Consider the following 20027-nt stretch of genomic DNA (forward strand, 5'->3'; position numbering starts at 1 on the left):
TAATTAAATAAAATTTAATCGTATTAAGTGATTTAAATAGCAACATAATTTCTCCTTAATCTTTAGTTAAAAATCTATATTTAAAGTCTAGCTTTTTGTTATAAAAGACTTTTTATCTAGAATGGCTTCCGAGCCTAATATTTGAATTTTACACAAAATTAATACAATGATTTAGCTTAAAAAAATAGCGATTTCGAATTGGATTGACTTAATAAATTGTTACAATACAATGTGTTCCAAAGCTGTACACATCTTGTAACAAAACGGTAAATATCATGAAAAAACTCGGTTTAGCCACTGCTTTATTATTAGCCATGACCGGTACTCAAGCATATCAATTTGAAGTTCAAGGTCAGTCAGAGTTCATCGACAACACTGTGAATGAACAAGACTTCACTGGTGCAGTTCAAGGTACTTACTACTTCAACAATGTTGATGCTTCTAAAGGTCCTTTAGCTGAAGCTGCTTTTTTAAACCAAGCATCTAATGTTTCTGCTGCTTATACATACGGCGAAGACGGACAAGAATTTGGTGACCGCACTGTGCACCATACTTTCGGTGTAAAAGGTGAAGCTTACATCCCAACTAAAGTTGTTCCTGCTTATGCAAGCGCTTCTTATAGCCATACCATCACTGATAACAAAGCTGGTAACCCAACAGATGATAATGGCGACCGTTATGCATTAGAACTGGGTGCTCTAGTTGCTCCTAACTTCCTGGTAGCTGTAGGTTACACAAGCGTTGCAGACCAAACTTCCTATGACGCTTTCAACATGTTCAACAACGGTGTTGCTAAAGCTGCTCTTGAATCAGAAACCATTGCTGATAAGAAAGATGCAATCACTGCCCGCACTAAATATGTAGGCGCGATTGACGGTACTAACATGTCAATTGGTTTTGAAAGTGGCCTGGTTTATGGTGAAGATACTGCCTACAACTTAGGTACAACTCTTTTCCTTAACCCACAGTTAAGCGTTGGCGCATCTTATATGGAATCTAGCTTTGCTGGTTCTCCAGACAAAGCTTGGGGCGCGAACGTAAACTACTTCATCACTCCTGCTGTTGCAGTTGGCGCATCTTATGTAAATGCAAATGCTGAAGGCCAAGCACTGGATACACAAACGATTGGTGTAAATGCCAAATTCCGTTTCTAATTTCTGATTAGATTCTGAATCAAAAAAGGACGCATATTGCGTCCTTTTTTATTGTTTTATGACTTCGTTTACTCAGGTGTACGTACCAGACTTAAGAAGTGCAAATGACGTTCATATTGGTCAATGATGTCCTGCAATAGATCTTCTTGCGTCCACTCCATCACATCATAACCCTGCCCACCTTCTCTTAAAAAGACTTCTGCCTGATAGGAATCTACGCTCGCATTCTCCAGTTCAGACATAAAGCTTGGACTTAAAGTCTGGGTGGCATTGACCTGATAGATAAAATTAATTTCATCCTGATGATCAACACGGAGCTGTATACCGTCTTCTAGCGGGCTAATCACCACGTGTAATCGGCGCCGTTTCAATTCACTTTGAAAGCTGAGAAATGCCTTATTCACTGTATTGTGAATATACTGCTGCACCTCTTCCTGAGTGTGCGGATAATGCATAATCAGGCCTAATCGCTGTTGCCAGCTGCGCGGATTCTGGATCGCACGCGGGGTAATCCGTGCGGCTTGCAGCGCATGCATTTTGGTAACATCCAGATGTAAGGCTTTGATTAATCCCCAGCACATCAGCAGCATAATGAAGGTAAATGGCAAGGCGCTCATGATCGTGGCCGACTGCAAGGCCTCAAGTCCACCAGCCAGTAATAGGATGATGGCCAACAAAGCCATGAGTACGGTCCAGAACAGACGCTGCCAGATCGGGGAGTTTTCAGTTTTCGCGGTCAGATAATCAGTCACTAATGCCCCTGAGTCAGCAGAGGTGACAAAGAACAGCATTACCAGCAAAGTTGCAATGATACTGGTCACTGAACTGAAGGGCAGGTTCGCTAAAAATTCAAACAGAGCCATAGATGAATCACGCTGAACTGCTTCTAGCAAGCTGGTATTGGCTTCATGCATAATGCTGTACAGTGCGGCATTGCCCATAAAGCCCATCCAGATCAGGGTAAATCCGGTCGGGATCAGCAATACACCCACGATAAATTCACGAATACTGCGCCCTTCCGAGACCCGGGCAATGAACATCCCGACAAATGGCGACCAAGAAATCCACCAGGCCCAGTACATGATGGTCCAGCCGCCAATCCAGCCACTTGGCTGATAGGCATACAGATTAAAGGTCATACTGAACAGATTTGAAACATACTGGCCGGCATTCTGAATAGTCGTCTGTAACAGATAAATACTCGGACCTGCCACAAAGACAAAAATCAGCAACAGCAGTGCAAGTACCAAATTTAGTTCAGATAAACGTTTAATTCCTTTGTCTAATCCAAAAAATACGGAAGTCGCCGCCATGGCACTGACCACAATAATCAAAATGACCTGAGTACTGGGTGCCTGTTCAATGCCAAACAAATAGTTCAAACCTGAATTGATTTGGGTCACCCCAAAACCCAGTGTGGTGGCCACACCAAATACCGTACCAATAGTGGCAAAGGTATCTACGCCATCTCCAATCGGACCATAGATCTTTTGACCAATCAGCGGATATAAGGCCGAACGAATTTTTAAAGGCAATTGATGCCGGTAAGCAAAATAAGCTAGCGATAGGCCAACCAGCGTATAAATGGCCCAGGCATGTAAGCCCCAGTGGAAAAAGGTGACCCGCATAGATTGTTGTGCAGCCAGTACAGTTTCCGGTTCACCGGCAGGTGGCGTAACATAATGCATCACCGGTTCGGCCACACCAAAGAACATCAGGCCAATCCCCATGCCTGCGGTGAATAACATCGCAAACCAGGAGGCACTGCTATATTTCGGTTGACTATGCTCGGGCCCCAGTTTGATTTTGCCCATATCCGACAGGGCAATATAAGCCAGAAGGATGATAAATATCGCCACCGACAATACATAGAACCAGCTAAAGGACGTGGTAATCCACTGGTTCAGTTGCTGGGTAAAAACTGAAAAAGCATCGGGTGCAAATACGACCAACGCTAAAAATATCGCAATAATGGCGACAGTACTGATAAAAACATTTGGATTGATATTGGCAAAACAGGATGGTTTTGTGGAAGGCATACATCCTCCATTTTTTAAAAATTGGATCGACAAACAGCGTCAAATAATTATTGGTAAGGTCAAAATGATCAGACAGATTCAGTCTATGGGAGCTAGATCTCCTGCTATTTTAGGATGTGACACAAAATAAAGCCGTTAAGTTACTGTAACAAATACAATAAAAGGATGAGTCTCATTGCCCAGGCGGGTTTTCTCTATTTTTCACGTTCTTTTTATGCGGTAGACGTGCGATATATTGCAAGGCAATTAAGCGGGATACAATCAGCGCCAGATACATCACCCCGACAAACATCTGGATAATGGCTAGCATCCGTGCGGCCGGACTGACCGGCATGATATCAGACAGTCCTGTTGCAGATTGCACACTGAAACTGAGAAAAATCAGATCCAGCCAGGGTTGATAGGCTTGCAGATCGGGGTCTGAAAAGCTGTACGGCACCAGCAGCTGACAGATACTGTAGAGGAAGGCAAAGCCCCAGGCCAGCAAGGTAAATACCGCCCCAGCGGCAAACAGTTCATCCTTGGTCAGATAACGGTCATGGAACATATAACGCAAAAGGCCATAGGCTGCACTAAAATAAGCACCAGCTTCAAACAGGTGGGCGGTGACATGGATCCAGGTATAACGCAGTCCCAGCACAATCAGAGAGGAAAAGAAAATCGCACCGGCGACAAAGCTAAGTCCTAAAATGGTAAACATTGGAGTCTGGCGAATGACTCTGGCAATCACCAGCAAAACCAGAACACCCAGCACCCAGGTTCCCGCCCGATAAGACACGCTTTCATAACTCAATACCGACAAGATCAGGATCAGCAATTGCAGGCACAACAGCCATGCCGAAGGCAAATGGGTAAAGCTGTTCCAGAACTGTTGCAGAGATTGCTTCATAATGCCCTTCTTGTTGCTCTTCTTGTTACTATCGTCATGTAGGGAACACATTGTTATTGTTAGCAGCTTTTAACATAGCACGCTTAAATCCGCTTGCAGATATGCGATTTGTATGAAAATTACTGAAATAACGCTGCACAAATCCAGCCATCTCAATTCAATACGGCGTTTATGCTAAAGAGAAAGCTTGATTATATCTCCATAAAAAAAGCCCCTGACGGGGCTTTTTTAGCGTAGCGCAGATCTTAGTGATCCGATGCGCCTGAGATACCAATACCGGTTTGTGAGCGTACAAACTGCGCATCAAAGGCTTTGCGTTCTGCCTGAGCCTGTGCCGAATTATCCGTCACAGAGAACAACCAGCAGCACAAGAATGACAATGGCATCGCGAAGATTGCAGGACCATTGAACGGGTTCACTGGCGTATCAGAAATACCCAAAGTATCGACCCATACTGCTTTAGACAGCACAATCAAGGTTACTGCGGTTACCAGACCGGCAACACCACCAATAACTGCACCACGTGTCGTCAAACCTTTCCAGAACATAGACAATACCAGTACCGGGAAGTTGGCACATGCCGCAACCGAGAATGCCAGACCGACCATGAAGGCTACGTTTTGTTTCTCGAACAGAATCCCGAGAATCATCGCGAAGATCGCAAGACCTAAAGTCGCAATTTTAGACATACGTAGTTCAGATTCAGGCGTGGTTTGGCCTTTCTTCAACACGTTGGCATACAAGTCATGCGAAATTGCTGAAGCACCTGACAGGGTCAAACCAGCAACGACTGCAAGAATCGTGGCAAATGCAACTGCAGAAATGAAGCCCATGAACAGGTCACCGCCCACTGCATCAGACAGGTGCACCGCCGCCATGTTATTACCACCGACCAGCTCCAGCTTGCCAGTCACTGCCATTTTCGCAACATCAAGGAATTGCGGGTTGTTCGATACATACAGAATCGCACCGAAACCAATGATGAAGGTGAGCAGGTAGAAATAACCAATAAAGCCTGTAGCAACCACGACTGATTTACGCGCTTCTTTGGCATCTTTTACCGTGAAGAAACGCATCAGGATATGTGGCAGACCTGCTGTACCAAACATCAATGCCAGACCTAAAGAAATCGCATCAATCGGATTAGACGCCAGACTACCCGGCCCCATGATCTTGGTGGCATCTGTCAGGCTTAAATCATGTACTTTTGAATAAACACCAATCGCCTGTTCAAACATGTTGGTAAAGCTGAAGCCCACGCCTTTCATGACCATGAATGCCATAAAGGTCGCACCAGACAGCAACATTACCGCCTTGATGATCTGTACCCAAGTGGTTGCCAACATACCGCCGAACATCACGTAAGCCATCATCAACAAGCCAACGATCACGACTGCAATATTATAGTTCAGACCGAATAGAAGTTTAATCAGCTGACCTGCACCCACCATCTGTGCAATCAGGTAGAACGCAACCACAACCAGCGAGCTTAAAGCAGCCAAGGTACGTACCGGTTTTTCCTGTAGACGGAAAGACACTACGTCTGACAGGTTGTATTTACCCAGGTTACGCAGACGTTCTGCCACCAGGAACAATACGATCGGCCAGCCCACCATGAAACCCAGTGAATAAAGCAAGCCATCAAAACCGGACAGGAACACCATCGCGGAAATACCCAGGAACGATGCAGCTGACATATAGTCACCGGCAATGGCCAGGCCATTCTGGAAACCGGAAATACCGCCACCGGCCGTATAGAAGTCTTTGGTATTGGTGGTTTGTTTTGCTGCCCATTTGGTAATAAACAGCGTAGCACCTACGAAAATCACAAACATGATAATCGCATGCCAGTTGGTCGCCTGCTGTTCTGCTGCACCCAGATCAGGACCAGCGAATGCAACGCCTGAAGCCACTGTCGTGGTCGCCAAGGCAATAAGAGAATTCCATTTCATCTTAGTGGTGTCCTTTTTCATGAGCAATCGCTTCGACTTCACGGATTGCTTCTTCAGTCAATTGATCAAGTTTGTTATTGGCAATGTAGGAATACACACCACACAAGATAAACGACAGGACAATGATACCCAGACCAAGTGGAATACCCCACGTGGTCACACCACCTGAAATTGAAGACAATAGAAATTCTTTGTTATAACCAACCAGCAACATGAAACCCACATAGACAAATAGCATAATGCCGGTCAACGTCCAGCTGAGCATACTTTTCTTGCGGACCATTTCCTTGAATTTTGGATTTTGTAGAATACGATCTACTTGTACCTCATCCATAATTACTACTCCTGTAGCCCAACCTTGGGCTGCCTATTTTTTAATTCGAATTATCACTGTTGCAAGTTAACAATAATCGTAGGTGCTTGTAATTTAGACTTTGGTCGTTAAAAAATGATCAATTTAAACTGTAGCGTTCACGATGCGTTATCATAGCGGCATGCTCAGTACACATCAGGCTATATGAACAGTTGGCTCATCATAGGGGTACTCGCCCTCTATATCGCATTACTCTTTATCTGCGCTTTCTACGGGGAAAAACATGCCAGCCGGCTGAGTACCCGTGGGCGCATGCTATTGTTTAGTTTAACTTTAGGAGTGTACTGCTCCTCCTGGACCTTTTACGGCGCCACGGGTGCTGCGGTACGTGAAGGCATTATTTTCCTGCCGATCTATCTGGGTCCGCTGCTCTTTGTTGCTGTCGGCTATGACATCTGGCGCCGTCTGGGACGGGTGAGACAGCATCATGCCATTTCTTCGATCGCTGACTTTGTCGCAGCACGCTATGGTAAAAGTGGTCCCCTCGCCTCGCTGGTGACCATTCTGGCGGTGGTGGCGATTGTGCCTTATCTGGCCTTACAGTTACGTGCGATTGCCCTGAGTGCCGCCGTCATTCTGGAGCCTTCCGCAGGTGTAACCGGCACGACCAATGGCGTACTGTTTCTGACCGGGGTTCTGGCAATACTGGCGATGATGTTTGGTACCCGGCAGATTGCCAATACTGAACAGCATGGCGGGCTGATGCTGGCCGTGGCATTTGAGTCTTTTGTCAAACTCTTCGCCCTGTTGGCAGTTGCCTGTTTCTTTATGTTTGAAGCACCAGAAAATCTGGCACAGATCAGTACCGATATCAGTACTACTTTTCATGATGTGCAACTGTTTGGCGTACCACAAAGTTTCTGGATTCAGACCTTACTCGCGGCACTGGCGATTATCTGCCTGCCGCGCCAGTTCCATGTGGCGGTGGTCGAGCTACGTGATGAAAAACATATTCGTGGTGCGCGGCGCTGGTTTGCGGTCTATTTGATTCTGACTACCCTGGCGATTATTCCAATTGCCAGCTGGGCGCTACATGCTGCACCGCAATATCTGGCCATTCCGGATGTGGCGGTCCTGTCCTTACCACTTAGCTATAATCAGGACTGGTTGACCTTATTGGCATTTCTGGGTGGTTTCTCTGCCTCTACCGGGATGCTGCTGGTGTCTTCCGTGGCACTGTCAATCATGCTCAGCAATGACCTGATCATGCCGGCGTTGTGGCGTTTAAAGCTGATTTCCCGGCATGACAAACGCTTGCCGCTGGTGCTGAAATTTACCCGCCGGGTCTGTATTCTGGGCGTGATGTTGATGGGCTTCCTGTTCTTCAATTTCTTTAATGATATTGACCAGTTGTCGGTTTTTGGTCTGTTGGCATTTAGTGCGGTGGCACAATTCGCCCCTGCCCTGATCGGTGGCCTGTACTGGCGTGGCGGTAGTAAACAGGGTGTCTATGCTGGACTCCTGACCGGTTTTGCCTTGTGGGCTTATACCCTGCTGTTTCCAACCATTTTGCGAAGCCTGCCAGAAGCCTATAACAGCTTTAGCCAAAGCTTGCTGAATCAAGGGCCTTTTGGCTGGAACTGGTTAAGACCGGAAGCCCTGATCGGTTTTGAGTCTTTTGATCCACTGACGCATGGCGTGGTCTGGGCACTGGGTTTAAATACCCTGCTGTATATCTGGATTTCCCGCATTTTCCGTCCGAGTATTGCCGAACAGATTCAGGCCGAAAGTTTCTTCTATTATGAAACCAAGCCATTGCCATCGCAGAGTCCATCAACCGAAGTCAGCTATTCCCATCAGGATGTGGCCCGTTTAAAAGTCGGTGATCTGATTACCCTGGCCAAACGCATTACCGGTGAAGGACCAACCACCCGTGCTTTCCAGCAGTTCTGCACCCAAAACAGTGTCGAGCTGAATGAAAATAGCAGTGCCAATGGCATGTGGTGGCGTTTCACCGAACAGTATCTGGCGGGGACTATCGGGGCAGCCTCGGCACGTACCCTGTTGACCACAGCTATGGTTAATAATGGTTTGGCATTGGGTCAGGTCGCCAATATTCTCGATCAGGCCTCGCAATGGCAACGCTTTAATCAGAACCTGATCATGACCATGATTGATCACATGACCCAAGGGGTCAGCGTAGTTGATGAAAATATGTGCCTGGTAGCCTGGAACAATCAATATCTGAAACTGTTCGATTATCCGACCGATATTGTCTATGTCGGTTGTCCAATCGCAGACCTGATCCGTTATAACGCTGAACGTGGTGAATGTGGCCCGGGCTCGGTTGAAGAACATGTACGGAAACGGATTCACTGGATGCAGGTCGGCAGTGCCCATGAATTTGAACGGATTCGTAAAGATGGCCGCGTCATTCAGATGCGCGGCAATCCGATCGAAGGCGGCGGGTTCGTTACCACTTTCGCCGATATTACTGCCTTCCGTGAAAATGAAGCCGTGCTTGAAGCCCGCGTTCAGGACCGTACCCAGCAGCTGGCCGATGCATTGTCCGAGCAGCAACTGGCGCGTGAACAGGCCGATAAGGCCAATATGTCAAAAAGCCGCTTCATTGCAGCCGCCAGTCATGACCTGTTGCAGCCAATGCATGCCGCGCGCCTGTTCAGTACCGCACTCGAACAAAGCGTGCAGAATGATGAAGACCGCAAGACCTTACAACAACTGGATCGTGCTTTGCATGGTGCAGAAAGCATGTTGTCTGCCCTGCTGGATATTGCCCGACTGGAAGGCGGCACCATTCAGCCGAAACGTCAGGCTTATCCGCTGCATGACCTGCTCAGCGATCTGGAACTCCAGTTCAAATCCATCGCTGCACAGCGTGGTATCAAGTTCAGTGTGCATGATGCACAGTTCTGGATTGATACCGATCCACAATGGATTCGCCGCATTATCCAGAACTTTGTCAGCAATGCGTTGCGTTATACTGCCAGAGGTAAAGTGGTGGTCGGTGTATTACGTTCGAGCAGCAGACCGAATCATATCCGTATTGGCGTCTGGGATACTGGCCCGGGCATTGCCGAAGAACAGCGCATCAAACTGTTTCAGGAATTTGAACGTTGCGGCCACACCTCGCCTTGGGGCGAACAGGGTCTGGGCCTAGGTTTGGCGATCGTACAACGCATGACCAGCATGCTGGACTATCCGGTACATGTGTCTTCTGCGCTGGGTAAAGGTTCCTGCTTTATGATTGAAGTGCCTGTGATCGAAGCACCGAAAGTGGTCGCAGTACCGGTTCAGGCCGTACCTTTAAAGAGCAAAGCCTTTAAGATTCTATGTTTGGATAATGATGAAACCATTCTGGAAGGCATGTCGACCTTATTGACCAAATGGGGTTATCAGGTGTTTAAAGCCACTGAACCTGAACAAGCAGCCATGCTGATTCAGCAGGAAAATATTCAGGTCTGGCTGGTGGATCAACATCTGAATCAGGACAAGATCGGTCTGGATTTCATTCTGGAACATCGTTCGAAGGATATTCCGGTCGCGTTGATTACCGCCGATTCCGATCCGGAATTGCCGCAACGTCTAAAAGAGCTAAACATTGTTCTGCTGAAAAAACCGCTGAAACCGGCCTCATTACGTTCATGGTTATCCGGACTGAAGATTTCCGACTCCTAAGTAGATTACGATCTGATCAATGCCCATTTCAGACCATGAAATGGGCATTTTTTATACTCAACTGCCACATAAACTTACCTAGCTTGCATAAAATTTATTCTAATGTGCTAAAAGCAGCAAATATGCCGAAAATACAGCTGAATAAATTGACCAAAATGCTCATTTTTTAATTCACTATGGCAAAAACTGACGAATGTATTAATGTGCATGTGTACACTTAGTTACAATTAGTTATCTTATTGTTTTTAATAAAAATTAAAGAGTAATTTTCCACTAGTATAACTTTAGTCGTATTTTTTATCCCTTGCACTTGGCTCTAAAAATAGAGGAATAAGAAACGATCAGTTCCCATCTCATGCAGCCTTAATTTTTTTGGTCGCTGATCTATTTCTGCATATCGGAGTTCTTCACATGAACATAGATCAAAATCAGGGCCTGAATCAGACCCAGCAGTTTCACCGTCAATATGGCGCCAATGCCTTATTGCCAAGTATTGACTGGGCACAGATCTTTAAATACAGCAAGCTGAATGATGCCCAGTATCAGGCACTGGAAACGCTGTATCAGAGTGCAGTCCCTCTGGCACTGCAAGTCTTTGATGAATTACATTTTGATGTCTTTGAACCTTATGCCTACAAGCCGCAAGGTCTAGGCCTATTTGAAAAGATTGCTGAACAGGAAGACAAGCTGATTCAGTCTTTAGAAGCTGAAACAGAGGATCTTCCAGCAAAAACCCGTCATCAGATCTGGAGCATGTTGCTGCGTGGTGGTGCAGTACTGGTCTTTAAGGCCTGGCTGGGTAAGGTCAAAAATGAAGAAGATTGCCTGGACACTAGCCAGTTTGATGAGCTGTCTGATCTGTTATTTATCAAAACTTGCCCACATGAGCTGGCGCAGCGTTTACATGTCGATCCGAATACGCGCGACGAACATGTCTTCCTGATGTATGACAATGAAGTTTATCTGGACCGTTTTAACAGTCTGGAAACTGCAGCCCTATTTGTCGATCTGGGTGTTTATGATGCGACTTTCCTGAGTCTGCGTGATGATCGCGTGGCGGAATATCTGAAGTCGAAAGGTTATGTCACCGAAGAGCAGATTGATGAATTGCAATGTGCCTTAAATCCTTTGTTTTGTGATGATTTCACCCGCAAACAGGATTATATCGCCTAGCTGACTCAGGCCTTTGCACTCATTTTTGCAGATTTCGCCCATAAAAAAAGACCTCCAAGGAGGTCTTTTTCAATTCGGCTATGCAGAACTTACATTTTGCGGTCTTCAATATTCAGTGCATTAATGGCCAATACCGCTTGTGTCCGGTTTTGTACGCCAAGCTTACGGAAGATTGCCGTCACATGCGCTTTAATCGTCGCTTCTGATACATCCAGTTCATAAGCAATCTGCTTGTTTAATAAACCTTCAGCCACCATCATCAATACCCGGAACTGTTGCGGCGTCAAAGACTGGATCCGTTCTGCCAAAGCCGTTTCATCGGCAGCACGCGGATCAAAATTCATATTGGCTGGCAGATTTGGCGGTAACCAGATTTCACCTTCCAGCACTTCACGAATCGCTTCACCGATATGGCTTGGGTGAGCAGATTTAGGAATATAGCCCATCGCAGCATGCGCGATCGCACGCTGGATGATGCTGACTTCTTCATGTGCAGACACAACAATAATCGGTAAAGACGGATACTGTGCGCGGACATGCACCAGGGCAGAAAAGCCGGAAGCGCCCGGCAGGTTTAAATCCAGCAGCACAAGATCAGGCTCAGGGCCATTTTCTAGACGTTCATAAAATTCATTGACTGCCGCAGTTTCATGAATCTGGGCTTGTGGCAGGCTATAACGTACAGCTTGAATCAAGGCATGACGAAATAGTGGATGATCATCAACGATTAAAATATTCATAGGCAACGTGAGAGATCTTGGCACGGTAGTCCCTATTCTAACCACACAACCCGGTTAAGGATATGCAAGACACTACAATTTTTAAAATAATATGCAGTTTTTCTTCAAAATTGCCCATTTTTACACTATTGCAATAATTGTTTAATTCTCATCACTTTTTTATATATTACTTATTCCTCACTGAAAAAGCTTATCTTTATTCAATATAAATATAAATATCATTCACTTACCCACAAAACCTTCCTTAAAAATCAGGCCTTTGTCGTATATCGCAAAATCAGATAACTTTTCAGCTTTTCGTTATTTTACAGTCCTTCGCTGAATCGGGATTAATAGGGTCATTCCAAGATTATCCCTATTTTTCAGGTTCTAAATATGTCTAATTTTAATGCGCAAAAACCCTTAAATATTGTGGCCGTATCTGGCGGTTTAAATCATCCCTCAAAAACCGAAGCCTTGGTTCAGGCCATTCTGGATGAGCTGGGTGAAGCGACACCGATCAATGTGCATTTCATTAAATTTAGCGAAATTGGTTCGCTCTTGGGCGGTGCAATTTACCGCAATCAGTTGCCACAACGCGTTCAGGATGACCTGGCAGCAGTAGAAGCCGCAGATGCGCTGATTGTGGGCACTCCCGTGTACCGCGCTTCATTTACCGGCCTGTTCAAGCATTTCTTTGACTTTGTCGAGCAAACGGCGCTGGTCGATGTTCCGGTATTACTGGCGGCTTCTGGTGGCAGTGACCGTCATGCACTGGTACTTGAACATCAACTGCGTCCTTTATTCAGCTTCTTCCAGGCACAGACTTTACCGATTGGGGTCTATGCTACCGACCGCGATTTCACCCCTGAATATACCATCCACAGTGAACTGCTCCGCGACCGGATTACCCTGGCTGTAGCGCGTGCATTACCGATTCTGGAATGGGCACCAGCCAAGGGACAACGTGCTGAAGTGATTAAAGAGAAAACCATTCAGGCGAGTCAAAATCTAGGCATTAATAAGCAGATCGAGCAGGAAGAAGTGCTGCCTTCAGCAGCCGTGCCTAGCCTGGATGCCGCAGAATCGCGCTTGCACAGCAAGAAAGCACCAAAGACTCAAGTGGCTTGAACATAGCATTGCAGAGGGTGATGAATATGTCGAATGATAAAAATATCGTATTTGCCTATTGGGTGCCGAATGTCAGCGGTGGCTTGGTGGTCAGTAACATCGAGCAGCGTACCGACTGGAGCTATGACTATAACGTGCGTCTGGCACAAACGGCTGAACAGGCAGGCTTTGATTATGCTCTGACCCAGATCAGTTTTACTGCCGGCTATAACGCAGAAAACCAGCATGAATCAGTGAGCTTCAGTCATGGCATTCTGGCCAAAACAGAACGTCTGAAAGTCATTGCCGCAATTCTGCCGGGTCCATGGAAGCCGGCACTGGCTGCCAAACAACTGGCGACGATTGATCATCTGAGCAATGGCCGGATCGCGATCAATGTGGTCAGTGGCTGGTTCCGCGGTGAGTTTGATGCCATTGGTGAAGAATGGCCGGAACATGACGAGCGTTATGCCCGTTCGGAAGAGTTTATCCGTAGCCTGAAAGGGGTCTGGAGCCAGAATAACTTTAATTTTGAAGGTAAATATTATCAATTCAAAGACTATACCCTGAGTCCAAAACCACTACAAAAACCGCATATTGAAATCTTTCAGGGCGGCAGTTCCCGGGCAGCACGTGATATGGCTTCTCGCGTATCTGACTGGTACTTCACCAATGGCAATACCCCGGAAGAGCTGAAAAAACAGATCGATGATATTCGTGAAAAAGCCAAGGCAAATCATCACTCGGTGAAAATCGGCGTAAATGCCTTTGTGATTGCACGGGATACCGAAGAAGAAGCTCAGGCTGTATTGCAGGAAATTATTAGCAAGGCCAATGTGCAGGCAGTGAAATCTTTTGGTGAAGCGACCCGTGAAGCTGGCACGGCAAGTCAGGAAGGTGAAGGCAACTGGGCCCAATCCACCTTTGAAGATCTGGTGCAATACAATGACGGGTTCCGCACCAATCTGATCGGGACACCGCAGCAGATTGCTGAACGGATTATCGAGCTGAAAAAAGTCGGTGTCGATCTAATTCTGTCAGGCTTTTTGCACTTTATTGAAGAAGTCGAATATTTTGGCCAGAAGGTGCTGCCTTTGGTCCGTGAGCTTGAAGCACAACAGGCAACGCCTGTGCAGCAAGAAGAAGCTGAGCCCGTATAATTATTCAAATAAATCTCAGCAGATTCACTCCCTCCCTCAAGGCTCGGCTTGGGGGATTTTTTTATGTGATAAAATTGTTGTCTGGCTAGGTTTAAGACCATCAATTCCTTAAAATTCTGCACTAACGACTTTCCAAGAATTTTAACAATGCAACTGATCTGGTTTCGTCAAGACCTCCGCATTCATGATCATGCCGCGCTCTGGCATGCCACCCAGCAAGGCAGCTGTATAGCAGTGATGGTGCTCTCTCCCGAACAATGGAAGCTGCATCAGGATGCCCGGATTAAAATCGATTTTTATCTACGTCGCCTCGACATCTTAAAGCAGCAGTTAGCGCAGCTGAATATTCCATTAATCATTTTAAATGTTCCCTTATGGCAAGACCTGCCGGCCGAAATGCGAAGCCTGTGCCAAAAACTTCAGATTGATACGCTACATGCCAATATTGAAGTGGGCGTGAATGAACTGCAACGTGATGCACAGGTACAGCAGATGCTGGAACAGCAGCAGATCCGGGTCGAGCTGTATCATGATCGCAGCCTGTTTCCACTGACCAGTATCCGTAACCAGTCCAATCAACCCTATCAGATCTATAGCGCATTCAAGAAAAAGTGCTATGAGCGACTGATTCAGAATATACCGGGCTGTTACCCTGACATTCAGGCTCAAGATCCGGTTGAATTACCAGACCAGTTGACCAGCTTTGATCTGCAAAAATTTGCGGCTAATTATGAAGTCGATCATGCTGCCCAGCTCTGGCCTGCGCAGGATCATACTGCCTTAGAGCTGCTCGATGATTTTATCGAGGATAAAATAGCTCACTATAAAACCGAGCGAGAGCTACCTGCAGTCGATGGTACCAGCCGCCTGTCACCGTATCTGAATATCGGTATTCTCTCGATCCGTCAATGTATGCAGACCCTGTTTAAGGACAGTTATTTCCAGATTGATGATATCGGTCAGCAGACCTGGCTGGATGAACTGCTCTGGCGCGAGTTTTATCTGCATACCCTGTTTGATTTTCCCCGTGTATCCAGGCATCGGCCTTTTAAGGAAAATACCGATAACATCCAGTGGCGCAATGCACCGGATAATTTGGCTGCCTGGCAACAAGGACAAACCGGGATTCCAATTGTCGATGCCGGCATGCGGCAAATGCGGGCCACTGGCTGGATGCATAACCGGGTGCGCATGATTACTGCGATGTTTCTATGTAAAAACCTGCTGATTGACTGGCGTCTGGGAGAAAGCTGGTTCATGCAGCATCTGATTGATGGCGATTTGGCAGCGAACAATGGCGGTTGGCAATGGTGTGCCTCGACCGGCATGGATGCCGTACCTTATTTCCGGATTTTTAACCCGGTCAGCCAGTCACAGAAGTTTGACCCGAATGGGGATTACATCCGTCAATGGGTGCCAGAACTGACACATCTGAATGCTAAATCTATTCATGAACCCTATGCTAAAAATCCGGATCTTGCACTGGATTATCCAAAACCGATTGTGGATTTAAAAGCCTCTCGTGTAAGAGCGATTGAAGCGTTTAAGCAAATTTAAAACCAAACTTTTTCATCCCGAATAAAACAGCCTCCGATAAAGAGGCTGTTTTATTTTTAGATCAGGAATAAAAACTCGGATCAGGCACTTTTCCAGTCAGCACCCATTCCCCCACTTCCTGATATTTATAATCGATCGGGTCATGCAAAGTCTGGGTGCGGACATTGCGCCAGAAACGGTCCAGATTGAGCTTGGCCGTGGTGGCCCGCGCACCCATCACCTGGAAAATATTCTGGGTAATATAAAGAGAGGTATTGGTTGCGGCAATTTTAGCTGTGGCAATGGCAACCGAGACTTCACCGCGCTGCTCAGCTGTTAAATTACTCCCCTCATCCCATGCTACTTGTAAAGTTTGAAGCGCTTTAGCTGTTAGCAACCGTACGCCTTCTAGCTGTATATAGAACTCGGCAAAATGCTTCTGGGTAAAAGGATCATTCACTGCATCTTCTGCCAGTGATTTGGACCAGGCTTTTTGGGTCTGTACACCCTGTCTGGCGATTTCAAATGCCCCTTCTGCCACGCCCAAAAACAGATGCACGAAAATCAGCTGGGCAATCAAAGGCCGTAGACTGGAATATGGCGTACTCAGTGGGCCTGGATTTAACAGCAATTCATCTTCATGAATTTTGACCTGCTCAAAATGGCTGCCACCGCTGTCGGTCTGGCGTTGGCCCATATTGTTCCAGTCGCCCAGAAAGCTCACGCCCTCTCGCCAGGTAGGAATCACTCCTATCAGTAATTTTCCTGCTTCGTCATAACCTGAACACAGCAACATATCCGAATCAATCGAACCTGAGCAGAAGCTTTTATCACCATGGAAAATATATTCGTTTTCTGAAACTTTTGTAACTGTGGTGCGATGGTCCAGCGGATTTAGAGTATTACCCCAGAACAGATCATTTTGGGCCGTCTGTTCAAACCACGGGCCATATTGTTCCGCTTGGGAAAATAATTGCACGGTCGCAATCAGCAAATGGTGAAAGCCATAGACATGCGCCAATGAACTGTCGACTTGGGCCATAATTTGAATGGTTTTAAAAATGGTCTGCCAATCTGCCTCCTGACCGCCGTACTGTTTTGGAATGGACAGGCCAAGCAAGCCACTCTGGCGAATCAGGTCACGCTCGGCCTTGGGATTCCCCCCCTGTTTGTCCCGCTCTGCGGCAGTCAAAGCAAAAGTTTCAGCAAGTTTTTGGGCAATATCGACAGGAGACTGATTTAAATATGGGGATTGTGCATTCATTATTTTAACTCATGTTCAGCATGGAAACAGCTTAGCAGATCAGGGTACTGACCTATATCCGAAAGCATGCAGAGCTTATTCCCGATATAAAAATACCGGCGGGATGCCGGTATTGGAAAAGCTTAAATTTAAGCGTTATTACGCTGTACCTCTGCAATCAGATGATCCACCACTTGCGGTTCAGCTAGGGTCGAAGTATCTCCGAGACTATCCAGCTCATCGGCTGCAATCTTTCTCAATATCCGGCGCATGATTTTGCCGGAACGGGTTTTCGGCAATGCCGGTGCCCAGTGCAAGGCATCGGGAGTCGCCACTGGCCCGAGAATCTTGCGTACCCAGCTGACCAGTTCTCCACGTAATTGATCTGAACTGGCAACATCAGCCTGTAAGGTCACAAAGGCACAAATTCCCTGACCTTTAATATCATGCGGCATACCGACTACAGCGGCCTCTGCTACCGATTCATGCGCCACCAGTGCACTTTCAATTTCTGCAGTACCTAAACGGTGTCCGGATACATTCAGGACATCATCGACACGGCCGGTAATCCAGTAATAACCATCTTTATCGCGACGCGCCCCATCTCCGGTAAAATAAGTACCGGGATAGGTAGAGAAATAAGCTTCAATAAAACGCTCCGGGTCTCCCCAAATGGTACGCATCTGACCCGGCCAGGAATCCTTAATCACCAGATTTCCCTCAGCTTCACCCTCCAGTTCCTTGCCATCGGCATCGACAATAGCCGGTTGTACCCCGAAGAAAGGCCGTGTCGCAGAACCTGGTTTTAAATCAGTCGCACCCGGCAATGGCGTAATCATAAAACCGCCAGTTTCGGTTTGCCACCAGGTATCGATGACGGGACAGCGGCTTTCACCGACCACGGTGTAGTACCAGTTCCAGGCTTCCGGATTAATTGGCTCACCGACCGATCCTAAAATTCTCAGGCTGCTACGGTCACTTTCCCGTACAAAAGCATCGCCCTCACGCATCATGGCGCGGATCGCGGTCGGTGCAGTATAGAGAATGGTCACGTTATGCTTATCAACAATATGTCCAGTACGCGCCCAGCTTGGATATTGCGGTACACCTTCAAACATCACAGTGGTGGTCCCATTCGAAAGTGGCCCATACAGCACATAGGAATGTCCAGTGATCCAGCCGACATCTGCGGTACACCAGAACACATCATCCTGCTTGATATCAAACGCTTCACGGAAGGTGCAGTTGACATAAGTCAGATAACCGCCAGTGGTATGCATCACGCCCTTGGGCTTGCCGGTGGAACCTGAGGTATACAGGATAAACAGCGGATCTTCGGCATTCATCGGTTCCGGTGGGCAGATGTCATTCACTGACATAATTTCCGTGTGATACCACAGATCACGCCCTTCCTGCATTTCAATCGGGTTACCGGTGCGGTGTACCACCATTACATTTTGAATCGAGTCTGTACCTGCCAGTTTTAGTGCCTCATCGACATTGGCTTTCAGCGGAATGGCCTTACCGCCGCGCATGCCGGAATCGGCTGTAATCACCATTTTCGCCTGACAGTCTTCAATCCGGCTAGCCAGAGAATCTGGCGAGAAACCACCAAATACCACGCAATGTACCGCCCCGATCCGGGCACAGGCCAGCATGGCAATCGCGGCTTCAGAGACCATCGGCATATACAGCATGACCCGGTCGCCTTTCTGGATGCCATTTTTCTTCAACACATTGGCAAAACGGCAGGTTTCATCATGCAGTTCGGCAAAGGAAATAATCTTGTGCCGCGAAGGATGATCCCCTTCCCAGATGATCGCCGGTTTATAAGGATGTTCTTTCAGGTGCCGATCCAGACAATTGGCACTGACATTGAGCTGACCATCGGCAAACCATTCGATTTTAAAATCGTCTTTGTTAAAGCTGGTATTTTTGACTTGGGTAAAGGGCTTGATCCAGTCCAGACGTTGCGCCTGTTCTGCCCAAAATTTATCTGGCTGTTCTATAGAATACTGATAACGTTCAAAGTACTGGTCTTCGAGCGTGCGTGCTGTTTTTTTAAATTCTTCGGGTACTGGATAGATCTCTTGCATAGGTCACTTCCTTGATTTTGTTCTATCTCATCACGAGAGGTTAATGCTGCGTTGTTGATTGTTTTTTATGCATAATGGCAGTATGGCCTGCTTATTTCAAATCCGGCAATCATGCTTTCGTCGTAGATTATTTATACAAATTCAATCAAAATAAACCACAACTTACAGTACAGAATCTTCTGCGCAACTGTGTATGATCTGTAGCACAGCCCTTTAAAAATAAAATTGATCGCTTGTAGTTATTTCATCTGATTTAGCAGGATACACTTTATGAAATCGCCTGAATCTCCCTACTTTAACCCGCCTGCGCTGCCTGCAACCGATCATCCCCTGTCGATGAAAGGTCGCTTCGGGCGCTTGAGCTTTATTGCCTGGTCGGCATTTCTGTATTTCATTTTTTTATTTGGCAGTATCGCACTGGGTCTCAGCATTGATATTGTGAATATTTCTACCCACTCCATGGATCCCAACTGGCTGATTTCACTGCAAGGTTTGGCCAGTATTGTTGTACTGGCCATGGTTCTGGTCTATGTGTATTTCGCTTTAGTGGTGACCGTTCGCCGTTTGCATGATATGAACCGCAGTGGCTGGTGGGCGCTATTATTTTTGCTGCCGCTAGTAAACATTTTTGTATGGCTTTATATCGTTTTTGGTTCGGGCGATCGAGGCACTAATCAGTATGGTCCGGCACGGATGACCTTGCTCTGGGAAAAAATTCTGGCCTGGCTGATGATTATCCTGACCCTGCTTAGCTTGTTGGGATCTATCGCTTTATTCAGTTATATGAGCGGTGAAGAACAAACCCCTACCCCCACGGAAATGATGCAAAAAACCACCAAATACTTTTAACAACAGCGCCGTTATTTTTAAAATTATCTACTGGTGACTTCGAGTCCTTATTAATTTTTTGCTGAACATCAGGCAAAATAGGCGAAATTTGAATTGTG

General features: G+C 46.7%; 14 protein-coding genes. 7 read left to right on the forward strand and 7 right to left on the reverse strand.

Going from position 1 to position 20027, the window contains the following annotated elements; genetic code table 11:
• The first annotated feature begins 275 nt into the window (after window positions 1-275).
• Entirely contained in the window at window positions 276-1154 is an 879-nt protein-coding gene (gene omp33-36, locus FTV08_RS08890) for a porin Omp33-36 (protein ID WP_004281380.1), read from the forward strand.
• Window positions 1155-1222: 68 nt separating this feature from the next.
• Here omp33-36 and FTV08_RS08895 read toward each other — a convergent pair whose 3' ends face one another.
• The 4 genes from FTV08_RS08895 to FTV08_RS08910 form a co-directional block, all read right to left on the reverse strand.
• Window positions 1223-3193 (reverse strand): choline BCCT transporter BetT, encoded by a 1971-nt coding sequence (locus FTV08_RS08895; RefSeq protein ID WP_004281378.1) that lies wholly within the window; start codon window positions 3191-3193, stop codon window positions 1223-1225.
• Window positions 3194-3365: 172 nt separating this feature from the next.
• Window positions 3366-4082, reverse strand: a complete 717-nt coding sequence (locus tag FTV08_RS08900) for a two pore domain potassium channel family protein (protein WP_180087136.1) — start codon at window positions 4080-4082, stop codon at window positions 3366-3368.
• Between the two features lie 245 nt (window positions 4083-4327).
• Window positions 4328-6034 (reverse strand): cation acetate symporter, encoded by a 1707-nt coding sequence (locus FTV08_RS08905; protein ID WP_005261570.1) that lies wholly within the window; start codon window positions 6032-6034, stop codon window positions 4328-4330.
• A gap of 1 nt (window position 6035) precedes the next feature.
• A complete protein-coding gene (locus tag FTV08_RS08910; RefSeq protein ID WP_004281374.1) occupies window positions 6036-6368 on the reverse strand; it encodes a DUF485 domain-containing protein in 333 nt (110 codons plus the stop codon).
• A gap of 183 nt (window positions 6369-6551) precedes the next feature.
• Here FTV08_RS08910 and FTV08_RS08915 point away from each other — a divergent pair, with 183 nt between their 5' ends.
• Together FTV08_RS08915 and FTV08_RS08920 are read left to right on the forward strand one after the other, a co-directional pair.
• Window positions 6552-10043, forward strand: coding sequence for a PAS domain-containing hybrid sensor histidine kinase/response regulator (locus tag FTV08_RS08915; protein ID WP_180087137.1), 3492 nt, complete (start codon window positions 6552-6554; stop codon window positions 10041-10043).
• Between the two features lie 411 nt (window positions 10044-10454).
• Window positions 10455-11216, forward strand: coding sequence for a hypothetical protein (locus FTV08_RS08920; protein WP_004281371.1), 762 nt, complete (start codon window positions 10455-10457; stop codon window positions 11214-11216).
• Window positions 11217-11305: 89 nt separating this feature from the next.
• Here FTV08_RS08920 and FTV08_RS08925 read toward each other — a convergent pair whose 3' ends face one another.
• Entirely contained in the window at window positions 11306-11956 is a 651-nt protein-coding gene (locus FTV08_RS08925; protein ID WP_180087138.1) for a response regulator transcription factor, read from the reverse strand.
• A 375-nt stretch (window positions 11957-12331) separates the two neighbouring features.
• Between FTV08_RS08925 and msuE the strand changes: the two genes are divergently transcribed.
• From msuE to FTV08_RS08940, 3 genes are all read left to right on the forward strand, one after another.
• Window positions 12332-13066 (forward strand): FMN reductase, encoded by a 735-nt coding sequence (gene msuE, locus FTV08_RS08930; protein WP_004281368.1) that lies wholly within the window; start codon window positions 12332-12334, stop codon window positions 13064-13066.
• Between the two features lie 26 nt (window positions 13067-13092).
• Entirely contained in the window at window positions 13093-14205 is a 1113-nt protein-coding gene (gene sfnG / locus FTV08_RS08935; RefSeq protein ID WP_004281365.1) for a dimethylsulfone monooxygenase SfnG, read from the forward strand.
• Between the two features lie 147 nt (window positions 14206-14352).
• Complete coding sequence (locus FTV08_RS08940; RefSeq protein ID WP_004281363.1) at window positions 14353-15762, forward strand: deoxyribodipyrimidine photo-lyase; 1410 nt, start codon at window positions 14353-14355, stop codon at window positions 15760-15762.
• A gap of 61 nt (window positions 15763-15823) precedes the next feature.
• Here FTV08_RS08940 and FTV08_RS08945 read toward each other — a convergent pair whose 3' ends face one another.
• Together FTV08_RS08945 and acs are read right to left on the reverse strand one after the other, a co-directional pair.
• Entirely contained in the window at window positions 15824-17005 is a 1182-nt protein-coding gene (locus FTV08_RS08945) for an acyl-CoA dehydrogenase family protein (RefSeq protein WP_004281361.1), read from the reverse strand.
• 128 nt (window positions 17006-17133) lie between these two features.
• Window positions 17134-19080 (reverse strand): acetate--CoA ligase, encoded by a 1947-nt coding sequence (gene acs, locus FTV08_RS08950; protein ID WP_004281359.1) that lies wholly within the window; start codon window positions 19078-19080, stop codon window positions 17134-17136.
• A gap of 270 nt (window positions 19081-19350) precedes the next feature.
• Between acs and FTV08_RS08955 the strand changes: the two genes are divergently transcribed.
• Window positions 19351-19929 (forward strand): DUF805 domain-containing protein, encoded by a 579-nt coding sequence (locus FTV08_RS08955; RefSeq protein WP_180087139.1) that lies wholly within the window; start codon window positions 19351-19353, stop codon window positions 19927-19929.
• Window positions 19930-20027: the final 98 nt, after the last annotated feature.

The organism is Acinetobacter sp. YH12226 (assembly GCF_013417805.1).
Taxonomy (GTDB): Bacteria; Pseudomonadota; Gammaproteobacteria; order Pseudomonadales; family Moraxellaceae; genus Acinetobacter.

What these genes read in the sequence shown, in the direction of transcription:
- omp33-36 (WP_004281380.1), top strand. Translation starts at nt 276, where the DNA reads ATGAAAAAACTCGGTTTAGCCACTGCTTTATTATTAGCCATGACCGGT.
- FTV08_RS08895 (WP_004281378.1), bottom strand. Translation starts at nt 3,193, where the DNA reads ATGCCTTCCACAAAACCATCCTGTTTTGCCAATATCAATCCAAATGTT.
- FTV08_RS08900 (WP_180087136.1), bottom strand. Translation starts at nt 4,082, where the DNA reads ATGAAGCAATCTCTGCAACAGTTCTGGAACAGCTTTACCCATTTGCCT.
- FTV08_RS08905 (WP_005261570.1), bottom strand. Translation starts at nt 6,034, where the DNA reads ATGAAATGGAATTCTCTTATTGCCTTGGCGACCACGACAGTGGCTTCA.
- FTV08_RS08910 (WP_004281374.1), bottom strand. Translation starts at nt 6,368, where the DNA reads ATGGATGAGGTACAAGTAGATCGTATTCTACAAAATCCAAAATTCAAG.
- FTV08_RS08915 (WP_180087137.1), top strand. Translation starts at nt 6,552, where the DNA reads ATGAACAGTTGGCTCATCATAGGGGTACTCGCCCTCTATATCGCATTA.
- FTV08_RS08920 (WP_004281371.1), top strand. Translation starts at nt 10,455, where the DNA reads ATGAACATAGATCAAAATCAGGGCCTGAATCAGACCCAGCAGTTTCAC.
- FTV08_RS08925 (WP_180087138.1), bottom strand. Translation starts at nt 11,956, where the DNA reads ATGAATATTTTAATCGTTGATGATCATCCACTATTTCGTCATGCCTTG.
- msuE (WP_004281368.1), top strand. Translation starts at nt 12,332, where the DNA reads ATGTCTAATTTTAATGCGCAAAAACCCTTAAATATTGTGGCCGTATCT.
- sfnG (WP_004281365.1), top strand. Translation starts at nt 13,093, where the DNA reads ATGTCGAATGATAAAAATATCGTATTTGCCTATTGGGTGCCGAATGTC.
- FTV08_RS08940 (WP_004281363.1), top strand. Translation starts at nt 14,353, where the DNA reads ATGCAACTGATCTGGTTTCGTCAAGACCTCCGCATTCATGATCATGCC.
- FTV08_RS08945 (WP_004281361.1), bottom strand. Translation starts at nt 17,005, where the DNA reads ATGAATGCACAATCCCCATATTTAAATCAGTCTCCTGTCGATATTGCC.
- acs (WP_004281359.1), bottom strand. Translation starts at nt 19,080, where the DNA reads ATGCAAGAGATCTATCCAGTACCCGAAGAATTTAAAAAAACAGCACGC.
- FTV08_RS08955 (WP_180087139.1), top strand. Translation starts at nt 19,351, where the DNA reads ATGAAATCGCCTGAATCTCCCTACTTTAACCCGCCTGCGCTGCCTGCA.